The sequence below is a fragment of the Pseudomonas asiatica genome (assembly GCF_009932335.1).
GTDB classification, from domain to species: Bacteria; Pseudomonadota; Gammaproteobacteria; order Pseudomonadales; family Pseudomonadaceae; genus Aquipseudomonas; species Aquipseudomonas asiatica.
Map to the genome: position 1 here is coordinate 2426243 of NZ_BLJF01000001.1, position 20500 is coordinate 2446742.

Annotated in this window: 19 protein-coding genes; 11 read left to right on the forward strand and 8 right to left on the reverse strand. The window is 64.8% G+C overall.

Translation table 11 applies throughout. The features are described from left to right. Positions 1-33: 33 nt before the first annotated feature. Entirely contained in the window at positions 34-408 is a 375-nt protein-coding gene (locus tag GYA95_RS11220) for a hypothetical protein (protein ID WP_013972911.1), read from the forward strand. Positions 409-444: 36 nt separating this feature from the next. Here GYA95_RS11220 and GYA95_RS11225 read toward each other — a convergent pair whose 3' ends face one another. Then, entirely contained in the window at positions 445-633 is a 189-nt protein-coding gene (locus GYA95_RS11225) for a hypothetical protein (RefSeq protein ID WP_003248064.1), read from the reverse strand. Between the two features lie 151 nt (positions 634-784). On the opposite strand from GYA95_RS11225, the gene GYA95_RS11230 reads away from it, so the two are divergent. The 4 genes from GYA95_RS11230 (at position 785) to GYA95_RS11245 (ending at position 3229) form a co-directional block, all read left to right on the forward strand. Beyond that, positions 785-1243: a hypothetical protein gene (locus GYA95_RS11230; RefSeq protein ID WP_015270634.1), complete on the forward strand. Its 459-nt coding sequence runs from the start codon at positions 785-787 to the stop codon at positions 1241-1243. A gap of 251 nt (positions 1244-1494) precedes the next feature. Then, entirely contained in the window at positions 1495-1875 is a 381-nt protein-coding gene (locus GYA95_RS11235; RefSeq protein WP_015270635.1) for a Mor transcription activator family protein, read from the forward strand. A 64-nt stretch (positions 1876-1939) separates the two neighbouring features. After that, a complete protein-coding gene (locus GYA95_RS11240; protein WP_015270636.1) occupies positions 1940-2599 on the forward strand; it encodes a DUF2589 domain-containing protein in 660 nt (219 codons plus the stop codon). Between the two features lie 75 nt (positions 2600-2674). Further along, positions 2675-3229: a DUF2589 domain-containing protein gene (locus GYA95_RS11245; RefSeq protein ID WP_043935675.1), complete on the forward strand. Its 555-nt coding sequence runs from the start codon at positions 2675-2677 to the stop codon at positions 3227-3229. 18 nt (positions 3230-3247) lie between these two features. Here the strand turns inward: GYA95_RS11245 and GYA95_RS11250 are convergent, their stop codons facing one another. The 3 genes from GYA95_RS11250 to GYA95_RS11260 are packed head-to-tail and all read right to left on the reverse strand — an operon-like array spanning position 3248 to position 9364. After that, positions 3248-6922 carry a translocation/assembly module TamB domain-containing protein gene (locus tag GYA95_RS11250; RefSeq protein ID WP_015270638.1) on the reverse strand — a complete coding sequence of 1225 codons (3675 nt, stop codon included), beginning with the start codon at positions 6920-6922 and terminating at the stop codon, positions 3248-3250. Beyond that, on the reverse strand, positions 6919-8661 hold the full coding sequence (locus tag GYA95_RS11255) for an autotransporter assembly complex protein TamA (RefSeq protein WP_015270639.1): 1743 nt from the start codon (positions 8659-8661) through the stop codon (positions 6919-6921). Before GYA95_RS11255 ends, GYA95_RS11250 begins: the two co-directional genes overlap by 4 nt. Positions 8662-8713: 52 nt before the next feature. After that, the gene (locus GYA95_RS11260; protein ID WP_013972919.1) at positions 8714-9364 is read right to left on the reverse strand and encodes a GNAT family N-acetyltransferase; all 651 of its coding nucleotides are present in this window, start codon (positions 9362-9364) and stop codon (positions 8714-8716) included. Positions 9365-9497: 133 nt separating this feature from the next. Between GYA95_RS11260 and xthA the strand changes: the two genes are divergently transcribed. Further along, the gene (xthA, locus tag GYA95_RS11265) at positions 9498-10310 is read left to right on the forward strand and encodes an exodeoxyribonuclease III (protein ID WP_013972920.1); all 813 of its coding nucleotides are present in this window, start codon (positions 9498-9500) and stop codon (positions 10308-10310) included. 99 nt (positions 10311-10409) lie between these two features. Here xthA and GYA95_RS11270 read toward each other — a convergent pair whose 3' ends face one another. After that, positions 10410-11093, reverse strand: a complete 684-nt coding sequence (locus tag GYA95_RS11270; RefSeq protein ID WP_015270640.1) for a TetR/AcrR family transcriptional regulator — start codon at positions 11091-11093, stop codon at positions 10410-10412. Between the two features lie 304 nt (positions 11094-11397). On the opposite strand from GYA95_RS11270, the gene GYA95_RS11275 reads away from it, so the two are divergent. The 4 genes from GYA95_RS11275 to GYA95_RS11290 all read left to right on the forward strand — a co-directional run bounded on the left by GYA95_RS11275 (position 11398) and on the right by GYA95_RS11290 (position 15489). Further along, on the forward strand, positions 11398-12378 hold the full coding sequence (locus tag GYA95_RS11275) for an aliphatic sulfonate ABC transporter substrate-binding protein (RefSeq protein WP_015270641.1): 981 nt from the start codon (positions 11398-11400) through the stop codon (positions 12376-12378). Between the two features lie 16 nt (positions 12379-12394). Then, on the forward strand, positions 12395-13786 hold the full coding sequence (locus GYA95_RS11280) for an LLM class flavin-dependent oxidoreductase (RefSeq protein ID WP_015270642.1): 1392 nt from the start codon (positions 12395-12397) through the stop codon (positions 13784-13786). Positions 13787-13892: 106 nt separating this feature from the next. Further along, on the forward strand, positions 13893-14729 hold the full coding sequence (locus tag GYA95_RS11285) for a bifunctional allantoicase/(S)-ureidoglycine aminohydrolase (protein ID WP_013972924.1): 837 nt from the start codon (positions 13893-13895) through the stop codon (positions 14727-14729). Between the two features lie 160 nt (positions 14730-14889). Then, positions 14890-15489 carry an START domain-containing protein gene (locus GYA95_RS11290; protein WP_015270643.1) on the forward strand — a complete coding sequence of 200 codons (600 nt, stop codon included), beginning with the start codon at positions 14890-14892 and terminating at the stop codon, positions 15487-15489. A 134-nt stretch (positions 15490-15623) separates the two neighbouring features. Here the strand turns inward: GYA95_RS11290 and GYA95_RS11295 are convergent, their stop codons facing one another. Together GYA95_RS11295 and ggt are read right to left on the reverse strand one after the other, a co-directional pair. Beyond that, the gene (locus tag GYA95_RS11295; RefSeq protein ID WP_015270644.1) at positions 15624-16505 is read right to left on the reverse strand and encodes a LysR substrate-binding domain-containing protein; all 882 of its coding nucleotides are present in this window, start codon (positions 16503-16505) and stop codon (positions 15624-15626) included. Between the two features lie 71 nt (positions 16506-16576). Further along, positions 16577-18367, reverse strand: coding sequence for a gamma-glutamyltransferase (gene ggt / locus GYA95_RS11300; protein ID WP_015270645.1), 1791 nt, complete (start codon positions 18365-18367; stop codon positions 16577-16579). Between the two features lie 117 nt (positions 18368-18484). Between ggt and GYA95_RS11305 the strand changes: the two genes are divergently transcribed. Continuing rightward, positions 18485-19135, forward strand: coding sequence for an ankyrin repeat domain-containing protein (locus tag GYA95_RS11305; protein WP_015270646.1), 651 nt, complete (start codon positions 18485-18487; stop codon positions 19133-19135). Between the two features lie 139 nt (positions 19136-19274). Here the strand turns inward: GYA95_RS11305 and pobA are convergent, their stop codons facing one another. After that, positions 19275-20462 carry a 4-hydroxybenzoate 3-monooxygenase gene (gene pobA / locus GYA95_RS11310; RefSeq protein WP_015270647.1) on the reverse strand — a complete coding sequence of 396 codons (1188 nt, stop codon included), beginning with the start codon at positions 20460-20462 and terminating at the stop codon, positions 19275-19277. Between the last annotated feature and the right edge of the window lie 38 nt (positions 20463-20500).

Sequence of the window (20500 nt, forward strand, 5' to 3'; positions counted from 1 at the left end):
ATTTCGGGTTCGTCCACGAAAAGGAGCATTCACATGTACAACCCGCAACCCTCGATCCAGGCTGGGCGCGTCCCAGGCAAAGCGCCCAGGGAACAGGACGTTTTTGCTGACGAACGCATCGGCAACGAACAGATCCGCGAGCTGTTGCGCAGTTTCGGCCTGCGTACCAGTCTGATCCGCCTCAAGGTCATCGATGCCTTGCACGCCGCCGACCGCAATGGCCGCAGCATTGGCGTGCGCGGCGTGCACGCGCAGCTGGAACAGCTGGATATCCCGCTGTCGTTCCTCAGCGTGCGCGAAGTGCTCAAGCGGCTGTGCAGCGAGGGCGTCATCCAGCTGGGCAGCGACAAATGCTACAGCCTCGCCCCCCAGGCGCGCGCCGTGCTGGAACGAACGCCTTTGCGCTGAGCGCATGGCCGGCCATACCTGGCCGGCCAGCCAAAGTCAGGGTTTGACCTTGCGCCGCAGGATGCCGTTGATCACCACGACCACCACGGCGATGGCGATGGCCAGCATCTGGAAGGTCTGCTCACTGATCGTGCCCTGCTTCTGCAGGTGGGACAGGCCCAGCATCAGGCCCAGTACCACCAGGATGATCAGAAGGGAGTATTTGAGGCGCTGCACGTGTGTCATCGAAGGTTCCTTGCAACATCAGGGGCAAATGGCTCGCAACGAGCCGCGGCAATGATACAACGGCCACCGGCCCCGGCGCTGCATTTCCTGCTGGGTGGGTCGGCGCCTGCCTGAAAGCATGGGGCTCCCAAGCACCCACGCCGGAGGCACCATGTACAAACCCCTTCTGTTCGCGTCGCTATTGCTGACCCCCTTTTCCCTTCATGCGCTGGACACCCGCCAGACCTCGGCCGAGCAACTGCTCGAACTGGGCCGCGAACTGGCTGCCCAAGCTGGCGCCAGCCAATGGCAACAACTGTGGCAGCGCGTGCGCCAGGCCGGTTACCTGCAGGCAAAAGGTGCGTCGGTGCATTTCACTGCCCCCCAGGCGCAACTGCCAGAGCTGGCCCGGCAAACCCTGGCCCAGGCCGACCGGGTACAAGCGCAACAGCAGACCCAGGCACTGTATCGCCGCCGCTTTGCCGACCAGGTCATCGGCCAGCGTGACGGGCAGCCGCTGCATGCCCTGTGCCTGCTGGTCGATTGGCGCACGCTGCCACAAGGCATGCGCGACTCCCCTCAGGCCTACCTGCGCAGCGCCAGCCTGTTGAGCAGCTATCCGTGTGATTGATGGTTATCACACCCTGCGCGCAACACAAGGAGTGAGCTGATGGGAAATCACCCGCTACAGCCAGATGTTGAAGCCATGTCCTACAACGCCGGATATCGCTGCCTGCAAAACCTGTTCGCGGAAGCTACAACCCCCAACCCATATGCCGCCTAGCGACATGCCTCGGCTGTCACAGAAAATCCAGTCACACCTTCGACATAACGCCGCTGGTGATCGGGTAGCACAGCCCATCCGTCCCGAAGGAGCGCCATATGCAAATGCCAGACTTGAGCCACATCGATATCAGCCAACTGCCCCACTCGCTGCAGGCCCTGATCGACTGCATCGGCATCGACAACGCCTACCAGCTGACCTGCGCCTACGGCGGCAGGCCCAAGTACATCCCCAAGCACCGCGAGCGCACCAAGCTTGCCGACGTGCTGCCGCCCGAAGCGCTCGACGCGCTGATCAAGCGCTTTGCCGGTGTCGCCCTGGAAATCCCCAAGGCTGACCATTTCATGCGCCAGTTGCGCAACCTGCAGATCCAGAAGGAAAGCGCCAGCGGCCTGTCACGCAGCCTGCTCGCTGACAAGTACGGCCTGAGCCTGCGCCAGATTGGCAACATCCGCCGGCAAGAACCTTGCGCGCGCTGAAGCCCCGGCATCGTCACCACCATTGACGGCCACGTTTTGAACCCAACCAGAAGAGAACCCAGCAATGTCGATAGATAACAGCCTCATCGGTTCCGTAATCAATGCCTTGCCGATGGACCGCATGATCGCAGGCCCCCTGCAGGCCATGGTCCAGGCCCAGGTCACCGCCAGCAAATCCTACGCCGACTTCCTGATGCAGGTGTGCGTCCAGGACGGCAAGGCCGTGGCCATCCAGTTCGACTACGACGAAACCATCGTCGACGAACAAGGCGAGTACAAGGGCGTGGTCAGCAAGACCATGAAAGTGCCGCTGGTGGCAGCCATCACCCACCCGAACATCTCCATCGAAGAAGGCAACGTCGAGTTCGAGCTGGTCATCAACCAGATGTCGGAAGACGTTTCCAGCAAGGACATGAGCGCCGAGGCAAGCGGTTCGCTGGGTTGGGGGCCGTTCAGGCTCAACGTGAAAGGCAGCGTCAGCCACAAGTCCACGCAAACCCGCAAGACTGACACCCGCGCCCGCTACGCCTTCAACACGACCTTGAAGCGCCAAGACCCGCCTGAAGCGATGATGCGGGTGATCGACTTCCTGACCGACGCCGCGACAAAGCCGACCGTGGTCAAAACCGCCACACTGGAAAGCCAGGACTTGATTTCCCAGGCCGATACCTTGAAGAACCCTGCCGCCGACGGCGCTTCGGCCCTCGCCGCCGCCACCTCTTGAGACGCACCTCCCTGCCCCGAACAGCCCCCCTGACCAGCAACAGGGGGGCACCACCTGGCCTGAGGAGTCGAAGCATTGGATAAATCCCCCGCCCCCATGACTTCCATCGACCTGCGCGAAATCACCCGTGGCCTGCAGGAAGCCGCCAGTGCTACCAACAGCCTGATCGCGCAGCAGTACATCAACCTGTTCGACCAGTTCTTCGAATGCGACACCGAAGCGTTGGGCGCGCCCATGAAAGCCAAAATGGTCGAAGTGGCCATGGACGGCCAGCACATCATGCGCGTACCGCTGTTCGCGCTGGTGTCGCCAAAAGGCCTGGCCCTCGAGCGCATGCAGGTCGACCTTTCGGTAAGGGTCAAAGGCACCGAAGCACAGCAGGCACTGCTGACTGCAGGCGAAAACAAGGCGGCCAGCTTCAAGGTCACCATCGGCGGCCAAAGCCGTCAGGGCGACAGCCGTGACCCCGATGAAGTGCAGATCCGCATGCAGTTCCAGGCCAGCGAACCGCCGGAAGCCCTCAACCGGTTGATCGAGGAATACACCAGCCTGATCATCCCGGTACGCGCCCCCATCCCGCCGCCATCGCCCGATACCAATGAGTTCATCGAAGCGGCCACTGTCCGTTGACGGCCGCCCTGCGCCAGCTCAGAAGTCGCGCTTGTAGAAGATGTCCAGTGAACTGGCCAGCCCGCTGGCAGCTTCGAGGTACACCTTCTTGCTCAGCTTGTAGCGCAATGCAATGGTGTTGGCGGGCTCGAACACCCCCACCCCGTAGCGCAGGCTCAGTTTCTCGGTGAGGTTGCCGCTGGCGACCACGCTGGTGGTATTGCCCGAACCTTCGGTATCCAGCTGGAAGTCGTCGATGCCCAGGCTCGAGGCCAGGCTGCCGGTGATGCCGGCGCTACCCGCCAGGCCCAGGCCCAAGGCCGCCTCGGCGAGCATGTTGTTGTCTTCACCGGACGTGCCCAGCGGCCGCCCCAGTACCAGGTACGACAGCGCCTGCTCCTGGCTCATGGCCGGTTCCGAGAACACCTTGCTTGTGGGCTGCTCGGCACTGCCGCTCAGGCGGATACCGGCAATCACATCGTCGACCTTGCGGATCGCTTCAATGTCCAGGTATGGCTGGTCGATCGGGCCTGCGAACAACAACCGCGCACGGCGGATGGTCAGGCGCTGGCCGTAGGCGCGGTAGCGGCCATCGGCCAGGTTCAGCTCGCCACGGGTGTCGAGGTTGTCGCCGATGTGCACATGGCCGAGCAGGTTGGCCGTGAGACCAAAGCCGCTGAACGAAAGCTTGTCGCGGCCCACTTCGACATCGATGTCCATGGCCATCGCCATGGGCGGTTTGCCCTCTTCGGTCTGGTGGCCGACGATCACCGTGTCATCCGAGACCTTGACGGTGGACGGTGGCAGCTCGCGCACAGTGATCGCACCCTTGGGCACCTGTACCTTGCCGGTCACCGCCAGCTTGTCGTCGATCAGGCGCAAGGTCAGGTCTGGGGCGACCTCCAGCGTCGCATAGGGCTCGACCGTGACGGGCAGTTGCTGGCCCTGCAGACGCAGGTCCATGCCCAGTGCCTGGCCCCAGGTCAGGTTGCCATTGAGCTGGCCACGCCCCGCCTCGCCACTGCGCCAGCCGCCGTTGAGCTGTACCTGCTCGCCGGCAATCAACGCCTGCAATGACAGGTCCTCGAGGCTGACCGGCAGCTCGGCACCACTGACTTCGCCGCCACTGAGCATCAGGTTGCCGTTGACCTGCGGCGCCAGCAAGGTGCCCGACAACCTGCCACTGCCATTGAGCTGCCCGGCCAGACGCTCGACCATCGGCACGAACGGGCGCGCCACCGAAAGGTCGAGGCCTGCCAGCTGGAAATCACCCGACAGCGGTTTGTTGCTGCCCAGTGGATCCAGGCGGGTGTTGACGTTCAGCTCGCCCAGGCGCTCGCCGCGGAACGCCAGGCGGGTATCGATGCGCCTTGGCGCCAGCGTGCTGTCCAGGCGCAGGGCCTGGTACGGGAAGTCGACCCAGCGGTCCTTGTCGCGCACGCGCAGGGTACCGCCACTGGCGTCGACGACGATGTTGCCCTTGGGGCCGCTGGCCGGGATGTCCAGATTGATGTCGGCATTGAGCAGGCCCTGCCAGGCGAAGTCCTTCGGCAGCCACTGGGCCAGGCTGTCCAGCGGGAACTGCTTGAGGTGGTAGCGCAAGCGTGGCTCGGGGGCCAGACGCTGGTCGTCGCCGCACAAGCTGGCCTGGCCGGAGCGCCAGCAGTGCGCAGCAAAGTCCAGCTGGCCGCTGGCCAGCCGCTGCAGGCGCGCCGGTGCCTGCAGCCGCCAGTCCTGGCCGCCGGCCTGGATCCGCCCACTGGCCAGGCGCCCGCGCCAGTCACCCTTGTTCAACTGGCCATCCAGGCCGAGGTCGAGTTTGAGCTGCGGGCCGTCCAGCGCCAGGGTCAAGGCTTGCTGGCGAATGTCGCCTTTGCCGTTGGCCTGCAAGGTGCCCAATGCCGTGTCACCCAGGTGAATGCCGCTGGCCTTCAGTTCGATCACGCCACGCTGGGCGTTGTCCAGGCGGGCGTCCAGGTCCAGCTGCTGCACGCGGTTTTCCGCCTGGGCCAGCCGCTGGCCCTGCAGGGCCAGCGTACCTTGCGGGGCCTGCAAGGTGCCGGCGACGTCAAGCCGGCCCTTGACCTGGCCCTGCAACCTTGGCCACAACTGGCCCAGGCGCGGCAGGTCGAGGTCGAGCCGCCCGGCCAGGCGTTGCTGCAGGCTGCCACTGCCATTGATGCGGTTATCCCCCAGCTGGACTGCCAGGGTACCCAAGGTCCAGCTCTGCCCTGCCCCCTGGACCTCGACCTTGAGCATTGCCGGCTGGCCGCGCAGGCGGCCTTTCAGGTCTAGCTGGGCATCGAGGCTCAGGGCGTCGCCTTTCATCTCGCCTTTGCTGCGCAGCGGCCCCGCCAGGGTACCCGGCAGCTCGGCCAGCCAATAGGCCGGGTCGAGCGCCGACAACTGCAGGTCGACATCCCATGCCAAGGTGTCGGCAAAGCGCACGGCGACACTGCCGGCAGCCTTGCCTTGCCCGGCGGTCAGCGCCAACTGCGGCAGCTTCACCTGGCTCAGGTCACCTTCGAAGGGGCTGGCCAGGCTAAACGCGCCAGCCGGGCCATCCAGGTCGCCATTGAAGGTGCCCTGGTAGTTGCCATCGCGATAATGCACCTGGGCCATGAGCCGCTTGAGGGTGACCTCAGGGGGCGTCTCCAGCGGATACAGGCGCAGCCACGGAAAGTCCTGCCAGTCCAACTGGGCGTCGGCGACCAGGCCTTGCTGCCAGTCAGCCGTGGCTTGCATCTTGACCCGCTGGGTATCGCTGGCGCTCAGGTCCAGGGCATCAAGCCTGGCGCCTTTGCTGTCGACCAGCCCGGACAACAGCAAGGCAATCGGCGACTGCTCGGCCGGCAGGCTGGCCGACCCCGACAGTTGATAGCCCTTGAGCAGGTCGCCCCGGGCGTCGAGCTTGAGCTGGTTGAACTGCACGGTGTCGGGCAACGAGGCGGCCGGCTTGAATGCCTCGGAGCGGATCTGCAAAGTCGCCGGCAGGTGCTCGGCCAACGCCTGCAATTGCCCGCTCAGCGTGGCGTCGAGGTAACCGCTGCTGGTGCCGGCGAGTTTCAGGGTTTTCTGCAACTCGCCGGTGGCAGTCAGCGCCAACTGCCAGGGTTTGCCGTCTACCGTTGGCAGTTGCAGCTGCGCCTGGAGTTGTACCGGCCAGTCAGCTTCGGGCTGCAGATTGCCTTGCAGGTTCAATTGCAGGTCGTCACGCTTCAGCTGCAGGCTGTCGACGCGCAGCCCGGCATTGGTCCAGTGCGCCGCCAGTTGCAAGTCGCCAAGCAGGTCATTGCCATCCAGCCGCAACTGGCCAACCTTGACCTCACCCAGTTCGATGGCCAGCGGCAAGCGCAGGGCCGGCAACTGCAGCGGGCCACTGTCGGCCGATTCGGCGCTGGGCGCAAAGGCCATGTCGATACGTTGCGCCTGCAACTGGTCAATGCACAAGGTAGAGCGCAGCAGGCATGCCGGCGACCAGGCCAGCAGCGGTGCCTGCAAATCTACCGTGCTGCCGGCATCGGCCCAGATAAGCCGGCTGGCTTGCCAGCTACCGGCCAGGCGGCCCTGGAAATCAGCCACCTCAAGCCCGGGCACCTTGCCCAGCACCCAGCGGCTGCCGGCTTCGGTCCCCAGCAACAGGCCGAGTACCAGGCCCAGGCTTGCGGTTACCCCCAGCAGGCCCGCCAGAATGTACTTGATCACGCGTTTCACAGCTCAGGCCCCATGGAAAAGTGCAGGCGAATTCCACCTTCATCATCCAGCGCCTTGGCCAGGTCCAGGCGCAGCGGCCCGACCGGCGACACCCAGCGCACGCCAAAACCGACACCGGTCTTGAGGCTTGGCAGTTCCAGGTCGTTGAACGAGTTGCCCTGGTCGACGAAGGTTGCCAGCCGCCACTTCTCGGTCAGTGAATACTGGTACTCGACGCTGCCGGCGACCAGGTAACGCCCACCAATGCGGTCGCCGTCGCTGTTCTTCGGCGACAAGGTCTGGTAGTCATAGCCACGCACGCTCTGGTCGCCACCGGCGAAGAAGCGCAGCGACGGCGGGATGTTGTTCTTGAAGCCATTGGTCGCGCTGCCACCGAACTGCACCCGGCCGAGCAAGCGATGGTCATGGCCAAGCGTGGTCAGGCCCTTGAGCAGCACGTTGCCATGCAGCAGGTTGGTGTCCGAGACCAGCCCTTCCTTGGCTACCTGTACATCGAACTGCAGGCGGTAGCCGTTATGCGGGTCGATGCGGTTGTCACTGCGCAGGAAGGAGTAACTCACCCCCGGCATCAACAGGTTGCTCAGCCCGGAGTCATCACCCAGACGGTACTCCTCGCGCTGGTACTTGAGGGAAATCACCCGCTGCCAGCCGCTTGGCAGCTTGCTGTGCCACTCGGGGCCCACCGTCAGCAGTTTGCTGAGGGTGTCGGTGCCGGCAATTTCTTCGTTCTGGTAGCCGCCGGCAAAGCGCAACTTGTCGGTCAGCGGCGGGTCGAGGGGGATGTCGTACCAAAGGCCGACGTTCTGCCGGGGTGCCGACAGTTCGGTTTCCCAGCCGTAGCTATGGCCTTGCGGGTTGACCCAGTGGCGGGTCCAGTTGGCCTTGCCGCGGGGCCCGACGTCGGTCGAGAAGCCCAGGCCCAGGCCCATGGTGCGCGGTTTGCGGGTTTGCAGGCGGACATCCACGGGGATTTCTTCGCCCACGGCGGCGGTGGGCGCCGCATCCACGCGCACGCCTTCGAAGTAGCCGCTCGATTGCAGGTCATTGTTCAGCTCGGCGATCAGTTCCGAGTCGTAAGGTGTACCCGGCTTGAACGAGACCATACGCTGCAGCAGATCGTCGTCCAGCGGTGTGTCGCCACCGAAGGTGACCGCGCCCAGGCGATAGCGCGGGCCGCTCTGGTAGACCAGTTCGATATCGGCCACACCGGCCTGGGGGTCTACCGCCAGGCGCTGGCGGCTGAAGCGCCCACTGAAGAAGCCGTAGCGCGACGCCTGGTTCTGGATCAGCCGCTTGGCATCTTCGTAATGGCCGTGGTTGAGTTGTTCACCCGCGCGCAGGGCCTTGCTGTCGGGCACGCGGAAAGCCTTCATCTCACTGGCGGGGCCTTCGATGCGTATGGTCACGTTGCGCAGGCGAATCGGCTCGCCAGGGTCGATGGTGATGATCAGTTGCGGGGAACGGTCAGCCTCGCTGGCGGGCTTGACCTCTGTGTCGATCTGCGCCTGGTAGTAGCCAAGTGCCTGCGCGGCTTTGCGCGCCTGCTCCTGGGCGCCGCGACTGAAGCGCAGCAGCGCTTCTTCATCGCGGTCGCCAAGGTTACCGATATAGCCTTCGACATTGGCCTTGAGCGCCTTGTTGGCCGGTTTGACCTTCACCAGCAACTCACTCTGGCCCCATGCTGCGAAACTGGCGACCCAGATAACCAGGCCCCAGGTCAATCTTCCTGAATACGTCATGCGGCGCATGCTACCAGAGCCGGGCGCTCAAGGGAGCCGTCGCGCGGTTCGCTCAGGCAAAAGCAGAATTGGAAGAGACCGGGTTGGGATGGAAGAACACCCTCTCACGGATTGGTCCTACAGCCACCTCGCCAATTTCCTCATAGCCCTGGCGCTGGTAAAAAGCCAGGTAGTGCTCGTTGCCGGTGTCCAGCACCACTCCCTGCGTACCAGGGTCGTCTGCACACCAGTCATGCACAGCTTGTAACAATTGCTCGCCGTAGTGCTTGCCCTGGAACTGCGGGTGCACGCCCAGCAGCGGCAGCACATGCACCTCGTCGGTGGGCAGGCAGGTGGCCAGGGCGGCCTGGTAGTCCATGTAGCGGCGCGTACAGCGCAGGCCGGTGCCCATTATCATGCGCAGGCGCCAGGCCCAGCTGTCGGCTACGCCCAGCCGGCGCATCGGCGGCACGATCAGGGCCATGGCGATCAGGCGGTCTTCCACCAGCAGGCCGATGGCGGGCAGTTGCAGGTAGAAGTGCTGGCGTACCCACTCGCGCACCATCACCCGCAGACGCCGCTCGTAGCCTGGGCGCTGGGCCTCGAAGATATAGGCGAAGGTAGGTTCGTGACGGTAGGCGTTATACAGAAGCGAACGCGCCTCACGACTGTAGCCGTCATCGAGCAGGCAGACACGGGCCGGAGCGGCAGTGGTTTCGGGCATTGCGGGCAGTCCTCCTGGAATGGGCTCATGGGTGCCTTGGAAAGGACGTTAGCAGCAGGCTGCCGAAGCCGCCATGCTGGTGATGGCAAGCGATGTCGGCTAGCATCGCGCCTTTTACCGGGATCATCTTTCCATGAAGATCGTCTGTTTCAACATCAACGGCCTGCGGGCCCGCCCGCACCAGCTGGCGGCGCTGATCGAAAAGCACCAGCCGGACGTGATCGGCCTGCAGGAAACCAAGGTCAGCGACGATCAGTTCCCGCTGGCCGACGTGCAGGCGCTGGGCTACCACGTACATTACCACGGCCAGAAAGGCCACTATGGCGTGGCCCTGCTGTCCCGCCAGGCACCGCTGAGCCTGCACAAGGGTTTTGCCAGCGATGAGGAAGACGCTCAGCGCCGCTTCATCTGGGGCACCTTCGCCGATGCCGATGGCAACCCGATCACCATCATGAACGGCTATTTCCCTCAGGGTGAAAGCCGCGACCACCCCACCAAGTTCCCGGCCAAGCAGCGCTTCTACAGCGACCTGCAGGCGCTGCTGGAGGGCCAGTTCCGCAACGACCAGCCACTGCTGGTGATGGGCGACATGAATATCTCGCCGCAGGACTGCGACATCGGCATCGGCCCGGACAATGCCAAGCGCTGGCTCAAGACTGGCAAGTGCAGTTTCCTGCCGGAAGAGCGCGAGTGGATGGAGCGCTTGAAGGGCTGGGGCCTGGTGGACAGTTTCCGCCACCTTTACCCGGAAGTGGCCGACCGCTTCAGCTGGTTCGACTACCGCAGCCGCGGTTTCGAGGACGAGCCCAAACGCGGCCTGCGCATCGACCTGATCATGGCCTCCCAGCACCTGGTGCCGCGGATCAAGGATGCAGGTGTGGACTACGAACTGCGCGGGATGGAAAAGCCGTCGGACCATGCGCCGATCTGGCTGGAATTGAGCTGATCGCCGGGGGCTGCTACGCAGTCCATCGCCGGCAAGCCAGTTCTTGCACCCGTGGGCTGGCTTGCCGGCAAAGGAGCCGGCCCAGCCACTGGAGAATTTTCAGGGGCGGTGCTCGGTCTGGATATACCGCAACACAGCATCACAGATCATGGCCTTGTGACGCAGCTTGACCTGCTCATCGGACAGGTCGATCTGGAAGATCTCGCCAAAGGTGTGGCGGTTCGAAACCCGGTAGAAGCAGAACGAGCTCATCAGCATGTGCAGGTCGATGACCTCGATGCCGGTGCGGAACACACCTTCCTGCACCCCACGGCGCAAGGTATTGCCCAGAGCCTCGAGCACCAGGCTGCTCATTTCGCGAATCGCCGGCGACTGCTTGACGTACTCGCCATAGTGGATGTTTTCGGTGCAGATGATCCGCACGAAATCGACGTTGCGGTCGTGGTGATCGAAGGTGAACTCCACCAGCCGGCGGATCGCCTGCTCGGCCGGCAGCGACTCCAGGTCCAGGCTTTGTTCGGTCTTGCGGATGTCGCCGTACAGCTTGATCAGGCACTCGCAGTACAGCTGCTCCTTGCTGCCGAAGTAGTAGTAGATCATGCGCTTGGAGGTGGCGGTGCGCTCGGCGATGGCGTCGACGCGGGCACCAGCCAGCCCTTGCTGGACGAACTCGTTGATGGCGGCCTGGAGGATGTCCTCGCGGGTTTTCTCGGGGTTGTTCTTGCGCGTCTTGCGCCCCCCTTCGGTTTCAGGCTGGCCGAGGCTGACTACGGAATCACTCATACCCACTCACAGGCTGTTTATTGGAATGAGGGGGATTATCCGCGAGCGCGGCCATGCAGGGAAGCGCGCTGTTGGTCGGGTAGCCACCACCCCACGGCTGCTGCCTACCCACAAACGGTGCCTGCCCTGGCCAAGAGCCACGCTGGTCGCAGAACAGGCACCTCGGAGTGCGCAGACGTCACAAAACAAAAGGATATAAAAATAACAAAACAATCTAACAAAAAGAGATATAAAAATTGAATGCCAAACGCCACCTCCCTAGTCTGGGCGCATCGCTTCCCTCCCCGTTCAAGGAGCAATGCCCATGCCCGCCCGTGCCTTTTCCCCCCTGCGCCGCCTGTTGATCGGCGGCTTGCTGGCCAGTGTCGCCAGTACCCTGTTGCCCTGGTCCCAAGCCCTGGCCGACGAGGCCAGGACCCTGCGCATCGGTTACCAGAAGTTCAACAGCATCAACATCCTCAAGGGCAGCGGTGCCTTGGAGAAGGCCCTGGCGCCGCAAGGTGTGAAAGTCAGCTGGCACGAGTTCGCCGCCGGCCCGCAGTTGCTCGAAGCCTTGAGCACCGGCGCCATCGACCTCGGCCATGCCGCCGACGCCCCCTCGGTGTTCGCCCAGGCCGCAGGCAAGCCGGTGGTGTACCTGGCCGCCGAGCAGCCCTACCCACGTGGCATCGGCCTGGTGGTACGTGAGCAGGACCACCTGGCCAGCGTGCAAGACCTCAAGGGCAAGCGCGTGGCCACCGGCCGCGGCTGGAACGCCCAGTATCTGCTGGCCGTTGCCCTGGAACAGGCCGGCCTCAGCTACCAGGACATCACCCCGGCCTACGTCAACAACGCCGCCGATGCCGTGGCTGCCCTGCAATCGGGCAGTGTCCAGGCCGTGACCCTGTGGGACCCGTTCCTCGCCGCGGCAGAAAGCCAGCCGGGCCTGAAGAACCTGCGCGACGGCAGCGGCCTGTCCAACAACCGCACCTTCTACCTGTCCACCACCAGCTTCGCCGACCAGCATCGCGCATTGCTGAAGACCTTCTTCGCCGAGCTGGCCAAGGTCAGCCAATGGGCCAACGCCAAGCCTGCGGAAGTCGCCGCACTGCTGGCCCCACAACTCGGGATCAACGCCAACGTGCTGCAAGCGGCCAGCGAGCGGCGCAACTACAATGCCGTGGCCATCACCCCAGAGATCGTTGCCGAGCAACAAAAGCTGGCCGACACATTCCAGGGCCTGGGCCTGATTCCACGCAAGCTGCAGGTGGCCGACGCGGTCTACCCGGCTTCCGTGTTGCCTTGAGCGGAGCGCGCCCACCATGCCCCGCCCGATTCGCTTCAACGCCTTCAGCATGAATGCCGCCAGCCACCAGTCCCCCGGCCTGTGGCGCCACCCGCGCAACACCAGCGTGGCCTTCAATTGCCTGGGCTACTGGACCGACCTGGCCCGCCTGCTCGAACGCGGCTTGTTCGATGCCCTGTTCATCGCCGATGTGCTGGGCATCTACGACGTCTACCAGGGCGGCCCCGAAGCCGCCCTGCGCGGTGGCGTGCAGGTGCCGGTCAACGACCCGCTGCTGCTGGTGCCGGCCATGGCCGGGGTTACCGAGCACCTGGGCTTCGGCGTCACCTTCTCGCTCACCTACGAACACCCCTACCCGTTCGCCCGGCGCATGTCGACGCTCGACCACCTGAGCAATGGCCGGGTCGGCTGGAACATCGTCACCGGCTACCTCGACAGCGCCGCGCGTAACCTGGGCCTGGCGCGCCAGTTGGGCCACGACCAGCGCTACGACCTGGCCGAGGAATACCTGCAGGTGCTGTACAAGCTATGGGAGAAAAGCTGGGACGACGATGCGGTGCTGCTGGAGCGTGACAGCGGGCGCTATATCGAACCCGCCCGGGTGCACCCCATCAACCATGTGGGCGAGCACTTCCAGGTGCCGGGCATGCACCTGTGCCAACCTTCGCCGCAACGCACGCCGGTGCTGTTCCAGGCCGGTGCTTCGGCACGCGGCCAGCAGTTCGCGGCGCGGCACGCCGAATGCGTGTTCATCAGCGGGCCGACGCCCACGGTACTGCGCCGCTACGCCGACGGCATCCGCCAGGCCAGCGAGGTGGCCGGGCGTGGCCGGGACGAGGTGCTGATCTACGCCCAGGCGCTGTTGATCGTCGCCCCCACGCGGGAGGAGGCCGAAGCGCGCTTCGCCGAATACCGCCGTTATGTCGACCTGGACGCCGCCCTGGCACTGCTGTCGGGCTGGACCGGCATCGACTTTGCCGGCCTCGACCCCGATGCGCCCATCGAATACGTCGAGAACGATGCCGGCCGCGCAGCCCTGGCCGCCTTCACCGCCGCCGACCCGAACCGCCGCTGGACCGTGCGCGAGGCTGCCGAGTTCGTCGGCCTGGGCGGCCGTGGCCCGGTGCTGGTGGGGGCTGCCAGCGAGGTGGCCGACCAGCTGGAAAGCTGGCTGGACCAGACCGGCATCGATGGCTTCAACCTGACCTACGCAGTGCAACCAGACGACCTTGCAAATGTGGTCGAGCTGCTGGTGCCGGAGTTGCAACGCCGTGGCCGCTACCCGCTGAGTTATGCCGAAGGCACCTTGCGCCACAAGCTGTTCGGCCAGGGCGACCGCTTGCCGGAAGGGCACGCTGGCCGGCAGGTTCGCATTCAGCCGGCAAATACCGGGTATTCCAACATTTAATTTGTGGATGGCACGCACTCGACCCTATTCTGTCGCCACATCCCCTGCGCCGCACCGGCCGGTGCGGTTCACGGCATGGGGAGAGAACAACAAGTCGAGATCGTCCATGTCGAACCATTCGTACTTCGCCCCCCACGGTGGGCACCCGGCTCAGACCGAGCTGCTGACTGACCGTGCCATGTTCACCGAAGCCTATGCCGTCATCCCCAAGGGCGTGATGCGTGACATCGTCACCAGCCACCTGCCGTTCTGGGACAAGATGCGCATGTGGGTCATCGCCCGCCCGCTGACCGGTTTTGCCGAAACCTTCTCCCAGTACATCGTCGAAGTGGCCCCGGAAGGCGGCAGCGAACGCCCTGAGCTGGACCCGAACGCCGAAGCCGTGGTGTTCATCGTCGAAGGCGAACTGGACATCACCGTCGAAGGCAAGCACCACACCCTGGTACCGGGCGGCTACGCCTTCCTGGCCCCGGGCGCCGAGTGGAGCCTGCGCAACAACAGCAAGTCCAACGTGACCTTCCACTGGCTGCGCAAGCACTACCAGAAGGTCGAAGGCCTGGACGTTCCCGAGTCGTTCGTCACCCACCGTGACAACGCCACCGTCATCGAGATGCCGGGCACCGAAGGCCGCTGGGTCACCACCCGCTTCGTCGACATGGCCGACATGCGCCACGACATGCACGTGAACATCGTCACCTTCCAGCCGGGCGGCGTGATCCCGTTCGCCGAGACCCACGTAATGGAACACGGCCTGTACGTGCTGGAAGGCAAGGCGGTGTACCGCCTGAACCAGGACTGGGTCGAAGTGGAAGCCGGCGACTTCATGTGGCTGCGCGCCTTCTGCCCGCAAGCCTGCTACGCCGGTGGCCCAGGCAAGTTCAGCTACCTGCTGTACAAGGACGTGAACCGTCACGTGCACCTGACGCTCAACCCTAAGCGTTGATGCATTGGGGGCGCTCTGCGCCCCTTTCGCGACACAAGGCCGCTCCCACAAAAGTACGGTGTACCCCGAACCCTGTGGGAGCGGCCTTGTGTCGCGAAAGGGCTGCAAGGCAGCCCCAGTAGCCGCATACTGAAAATCCTGCCCCCGTGCGGTACCAGCCATGAACCGCTGCCTGCTGCTCACCGCCCTGCTGTTCTGCCCCCCCGCCCCAGCCGCCGATGACTGGAACCTGGCCTACGACCGCGAAGGCATTCGCGTTTACCTGAGTGCCGCCCCCGACTCGCCCTACCAGCAATTCCGTGGTGTCAGCACCATGAAAGCCAGCGTTCGCACGCTCACCGACCTGCAGGAGAACCTGCGGGTGGCCTGCAAGTGGCTGTACGCCTGCGCCGAGATGCGTTTGCTGGATGTGCAGGGCGAAAACACCTGGGTGTACCTGACCACCAACCTGCCGTGGCCGACGATGCCACGGGACATCGTGCTGAAGGTCACCACCGAACGCCTGGACGACGGCACGCTGCTGCGCCACCTGAGCGCCGAACCAGACAGGATCCCCAAGGTAGATGGGCTGATCCGTGTGCAGCAGCTCAACGGCGAGTGGCGGATGAAACCGCTGGGTGAGCGCAGGACCGAGGTGACCTACCAACTGCAGGCCGACCCTGCCGGGGATGTGCCGGGGTGGCTGGCCAACCGGTTTGTGGTGGATGCGCCAGTGGTGACGTTGCGGACCCTGCGAGCGGTGGCCGAGCGCCAGCCCTAGAGGGTATTGAAAACCTGCACCGGCCTCATCGCCGGCAAGCCAGCTCCCACCTCGACCGCATTGGCCTCAAGCCATACGCAAACCCTGTGGGAGCTGGCTTGCCGGCGATGGGCCGCAAAGCGGCCCCAACCCTGTCAGATCCCGCCCCCCGCAAGCAATTGCGTCATCACCTCGGCCAGCGCCTTGACCATCACATCCGCCGTCGGCCGGTGGACGATGACGATTTCATAGCTGTCGACCTCAGGTAGCCCCTGCTCCGCACCGAGCACCCGATGCTCGCCGGTCGCCGCCCGTGGCGGCAGCAGGCTGATGCCCATGCCATCGGCGACCGCTGCCTGGATGCCGCTGAGGCTGGAACTGGTGAAGCTGATGCGCCAACGCCGGCCCATGCCTTCGATGGCGGTAATCATGTCGTCGCGGTACAGGCCGCGGGGCGGGAAAGTCACCAGCGGGATCGGGTCCAGTTCGAAGGCGGGCGTGCGCGCGCTGTCGATCCATTGCAGGCGCTCGGGCCAGCAGGCCACGCCTTCGCGGCTGTTGCGCCGCTGCTTGAGCAACACCAGGTCGAGCTCACCGTTGTCGTAGGCCTGGCTGAGGTCGCGGCACAGGCCGCTGGTCACTTCCAGCTTCACCTGCGGGTGCAGCCGGCTGAACGCCGACAGCGCATTGGTGGTACGCCCGCCCACGAAGTCCTCGGGCACGCCAAGGCGCACGGTCATGCCAACCATCGCCCCGGCCAAGGCTTCGAGCATCTGGTCGTTGAGGGCCAGCATGTGCCGGGCATAGCCGAGCAGGGTCTGCCCGGCGTCGGTCGGCAGCACGTCGCGATTGCCACGCACCAGCAGACGGTGGCCAACCATATCCTCCAGGCGGCGCACCTTCTGGCTGATGGTCGATTGGGTGGAGTGCAGGCGCGCAGCAGCCGTGGTGAAGCTGCCGCAATCGGCCACCACGACAATGGCACGCAGCAGGTCGAGGTCGAACAGGGCCCTATTCGATTTCACGCTGATGGACATCTTGGTATTCAACTTTTGAATGGCAAGACTTAGCTTCTATCACGCCACCTGCTGCACCGCAACGCACACTGCTAGTCGCCGACTGCCACGCCTTCGCGCCGAGGGTCGGCACCACCCGACCAACCCTCGCCACTGCGCTGGATGATCTGCATGCCACTGGTCATGATCATCGGCGTCACCTCATGCCCCCAGGCTGCCAACTGCCGGATCAGTGCCGGGCTGGCCAAACCCGCCTCTACTTCGGTGCCGGCATTGCGGCTGCCGAAGTTGGGCAGGCCGGCGGCCTGCTGCGGGTCGAGCTGCCAATCCAGCAGGCCGATCAGCGCCTTGTTCACGTAGCCGATGATCTGCGAGCCGCCGGGCGAGCCCAGGCTGGCCACCAGCTCGCCGGAAGCTTGCGAGAACACCAGGGTCGGCGCCATGGCCGACAGCGGCCGCTTGCCCGGTTGCACCCGGTTGGCCACGGGCTTGCCTTGTTCCCGGGGGATGAACGAGAAGTCGGTCAGGTGGTTGTTGAGCAAGAAGCCCTTGACCATCAGGTGCGAGCCGAACGCTGCTTCCACCGAAGTGGTCATGGCCAGGGCCTGGCCGCGGTCATCCACCGCGCTGAGGTGCGAGGTGGAAATGCGCAGCGGCGAACGGTCAGGCGCCAGGGCCAGGTCGGCCCCCTGCGGCTGGCCCGGGCGGGCGCGTTTCATGCTGTACTCGCCGACCTGCGCGGCGCGGCTGGCCAGGTATGTGGAGTCGGTCAGGGCCTTGAGCGGCACCGGCACGTAATCGCTGTCGGCCAGGTACTGGGCGCGGTCGGCATAGGCCAGGCGCTCTGCCTCGGCAACCAGGTGCACGGCCAGCGGCGGGGCTTCCAGCCCGGCAACCGACGAAGTGCGCAGCGGCCGCATGGCGGCAAGGTCGCGCTGTGGCGAAGCCCGTTGCAGTGCCTCCAAGATGCCCAGGGTCTGCAGCACCGTCACCCCGCCCGACGATGGCGGCGGCATGCCACAGATGCGCCAGGCCTTGTAAGGGCCACACAGCGGCTCGCGCACTTTGGCTCGGTACTGCTGCATATCCTGCATCGACAGGTAGCCGGCATTGGCATGGCTGCGCACCTTGGCGACGATGGCTTCGGCGATCTCGCCGCTGTAGAACACCTCGGGGCCCTGCTCGGCAATCTGCTCGAAGGTTTGCGCAAGCTCGGGGTTGCGCAAGGTAGTCCCCACCGCCAGTGGCTTGCCCTGTTCATCCAGGAAGTAGCGGGCCATGGCGGGTGAACGGGCAATGAACGGGTCGCCCGCCACCAGGGTGTGAAGGCGTTCGGAAACCGCGAAACCGTTGCGTGCCAGCGCGATGGCAGGGGCAAACAGGTCGCGCCAGGGCAGCTTGCCGTGCTGCTCATGGGCCAGCTTCAGGGCACGCAGAACTCCTGGTACGCCCACCGAACGCCCGCCGATCTGCGCCGTCCTGAACGGCATCGGTGAACCATCGGCTTGCAAGAACAAGTTTTCCGTTACCGCTGCCGGGGCTGCCTCGCGGCCATCGAAGGCCTGCACGCGCTGGCCGTCCCAGTAGAGGATGAACGCCCCGCCGCCAATGCCACTGGATTGCGGTTCGACCAGGGTCAGCACCATCTGCATGGCGATGGCCGCGTCGATGGCGCTGCCACCGGCACGCAGCATCGCCCGCCCCGCTTCGCTGGCCAGCGGGTTGGCAGCTGCGGCCATGTGCCGGCTGGCATGCACCGGCTGCAGGCCAGTGCGGTAGCCAGAGGCCAGTTCCGGTGGCGCGGGCAGCACCTGGTCGGCACAGGCCCAGCCACTGGCAGCTACCAGGCACAAGGCGCCCATCAGAGGGGTGGAGAATTTCATCGTTGTGCTTCCTGCCATTACCTATTCAGCACGGCACTGTCTTTCATGCGCAAACTTAACTTCAAGCCCTGGCGTGTTTTTTCTAGGATGCGGGCAGGTCATCGAGGAGCCTGCCCCATGCGTTCACTACTTGCTGCGATGCTGTTCGCCCTGTGCACCAGCTTTGCCGCCCACGCCGAGAGCACTGCCATGGACAACCGCCTGCACAACGCTGCCCGTCACGATGATGTGCGCACCCTGCAACAACTGCTGGCACAAGGTGCGCAGCTGGAGAGCCGTGACGAGCAAGGGCGCACTGCCCTGCTGGTGGCCACCCACGGCAACCACATTGCGGCCGCGAAAGCGCTGATCGAGGCCGGTGCCAATGTGAATGCCAAGGACAACATCGACGACAGCCCGTACCTGTATGCCGGGGCTCGTGGCCTGAACGACATCCTGAGGCTGACCTTGAGCCACGGTGCCGACCTCAAGAGCACCAACCGGTATGGAGGCACTGCGCTGATACCCGCCGCCGAACGCGGGCATGTCGAGACCGTGCAGTTGCTGATCGATGCCGGGGTGGACGTGAACCATCTCAACCGCCTGCACTGGACTGCGCTGCTGGAGGCGGTGATCCTCGGTGACGGCGGGCCGCGGCATGTGGAGATCGTGCGCCGGCTACTGGCGGCCGGGGCGGATCGGCAGATTGCCGACAAAGATGGGGTGACCGCGCTGGAGCATGCGCGGCAGCGGGGGTATCGGGAGATGGAGGCGTTACTGGCCCGCTAGGCAAGGTTGCATGGCACGGGCTTCGCCCGTGATCGCCGGCAAGCCAGCTCCCACCAGGACCGCATCGACTCCAAGCCATACGCGGTCCCTGTGGGAGCTGGCTTGCCGGCGATGAGGCCAGGACAAGCAGCACAGGACCTCAGGCTACTTCTTCGAACGGCAGCCCTACATAGTTCTCGGCAATGTTCACCAGCCCCGCCGGCGAGGTCAGGAAGTACTCGCGGTCGGCTTCCTGCATCTTCTGGTCCCAGGCGTCCTTGTGGCTGCCGAAGTCATGCAGGAGCTGGGTCATGAACCAGCTGAAGCGCTCGCCTTTCCACACCCGGCGCAGGGCCAGCGGCGAATACTGCTGCAGCAGGTCGGTGCGCCCTTCGCGGTACACCTTGACCAGGATCCGGTACAGGTAGTTGACATCCGATGCCGCCAGGTTCAGGCCCTTGGCGCCGGTCGGCGGGACGATATGTGCGGCGTCACCGACCAGGAACAGGTGGCCATACTGCATCGGCTCGACCACCAGGCTGCGCAGCGGCGCGATGCTCTTCTCCAGGGCCGGGCCGGTGACCAGGCGCGCAGCCACATCTTCGGGCAAGCGTGCCTTCAGCTCCTCCCAGAAGCGCTCGTCGGGCCACGCCTCCACCTGCTCGTCCAGCGGCACCTGCAGGTAGTAGCGGCTACGGCTGTGCGAACGCTGGCTGCACAGCACGAAACCGCGTTCGTGGTGGGCGTAGATCAGTTCGTGGTTGACCGGTGGCGTATCTGACAGCATGCCCAGCCAGCCAAACGGGTAGACCCGCTCGTACTGCTTGAGGATGCCCTCGGGGATGCTCTGCCGCGAGACACCGTGGAAGCCGTCACAACCGGCAATGTAGTCGCAGTCCACGCGGTGCATCTGGCCGTCTTTTTCGTAGGTCAGGTAGGGCCGTTCGCCCTTGAGTTCGTGCGGCTGGACATTGCCTGCCGAATAGATGATCGGCGCACCGCTGGCTTCACGTGCCTGCATCAGGTCACGGGTGACTTCGGTCTGGCCGTATACCATCACCGTCTTGCCACCGGTCAGGGCCTTGAGGTCCAGGCGTTGGCGGCGCCCGCCGACCAGCAGTTCGACACCCTCGTGTACCAGGCCTTCACGGTCCATGCGCTCGGCCACACCGGCTTCACGCAGCAGGTCGACCGTGCCTTGCTCCAGCACCCCGGCACGGATGCGGCCAAGCACGTATTCGGGCGTCTGGCGTTCGACGATGACGGTATCGATACCGGCCTTGTGCAGCAGTTGGCCCAGCAGCAGGCCAGACGGACCTGCACCAATAATTGCGACCTGAGTTTTCATTGTTGTTGTCTCTGTGCGGACGATGCCGGCCCTGGACT

Bases quoted from the DNA above. Each gene is read 5' to 3' on its own strand.
- GYA95_RS11220 (WP_013972911.1), top strand. From the start codon at position 34: ATGTACAACCCGCAACCCTCGATCCAGGCTGGGCGCGTCCCAGGCAAA.
- GYA95_RS11225 (WP_003248064.1), bottom strand. From the start codon at position 633: ATGACACACGTGCAGCGCCTCAAATACTCCCTTCTGATCATCCTGGTG.
- GYA95_RS11230 (WP_015270634.1), top strand. From the start codon at position 785: ATGTACAAACCCCTTCTGTTCGCGTCGCTATTGCTGACCCCCTTTTCC.
- GYA95_RS11235 (WP_015270635.1), top strand. From the start codon at position 1,495: ATGCAAATGCCAGACTTGAGCCACATCGATATCAGCCAACTGCCCCAC.
- GYA95_RS11240 (WP_015270636.1), top strand. From the start codon at position 1,940: ATGTCGATAGATAACAGCCTCATCGGTTCCGTAATCAATGCCTTGCCG.
- GYA95_RS11255 (WP_015270639.1), bottom strand. From the start codon at position 8,661: ATGACGTATTCAGGAAGATTGACCTGGGGCCTGGTTATCTGGGTCGCC.
- GYA95_RS11260 (WP_013972919.1), bottom strand. From the start codon at position 9,364: ATGCCCGAAACCACTGCCGCTCCGGCCCGTGTCTGCCTGCTCGATGAC.
- xthA (WP_013972920.1), top strand. From the start codon at position 9,498: ATGAAGATCGTCTGTTTCAACATCAACGGCCTGCGGGCCCGCCCGCAC.
- GYA95_RS11270 (WP_015270640.1), bottom strand. From the start codon at position 11,093: ATGAGTGATTCCGTAGTCAGCCTCGGCCAGCCTGAAACCGAAGGGGGG.
- GYA95_RS11275 (WP_015270641.1), top strand. From the start codon at position 11,398: ATGCCCGCCCGTGCCTTTTCCCCCCTGCGCCGCCTGTTGATCGGCGGC.
- GYA95_RS11280 (WP_015270642.1), top strand. From the start codon at position 12,395: ATGCCCCGCCCGATTCGCTTCAACGCCTTCAGCATGAATGCCGCCAGC.
- GYA95_RS11285 (WP_013972924.1), top strand. From the start codon at position 13,893: ATGTCGAACCATTCGTACTTCGCCCCCCACGGTGGGCACCCGGCTCAG.
- GYA95_RS11290 (WP_015270643.1), top strand. From the start codon at position 14,890: ATGAACCGCTGCCTGCTGCTCACCGCCCTGCTGTTCTGCCCCCCCGCC.
- GYA95_RS11295 (WP_015270644.1), bottom strand. From the start codon at position 16,505: ATGTCCATCAGCGTGAAATCGAATAGGGCCCTGTTCGACCTCGACCTG.
- ggt (WP_015270645.1), bottom strand. From the start codon at position 18,367: ATGAAATTCTCCACCCCTCTGATGGGCGCCTTGTGCCTGGTAGCTGCC.
- GYA95_RS11305 (WP_015270646.1), top strand. From the start codon at position 18,485: ATGCGTTCACTACTTGCTGCGATGCTGTTCGCCCTGTGCACCAGCTTT.
- pobA (WP_015270647.1), bottom strand. From the start codon at position 20,462: ATGAAAACTCAGGTCGCAATTATTGGTGCAGGTCCGTCTGGCCTGCTG.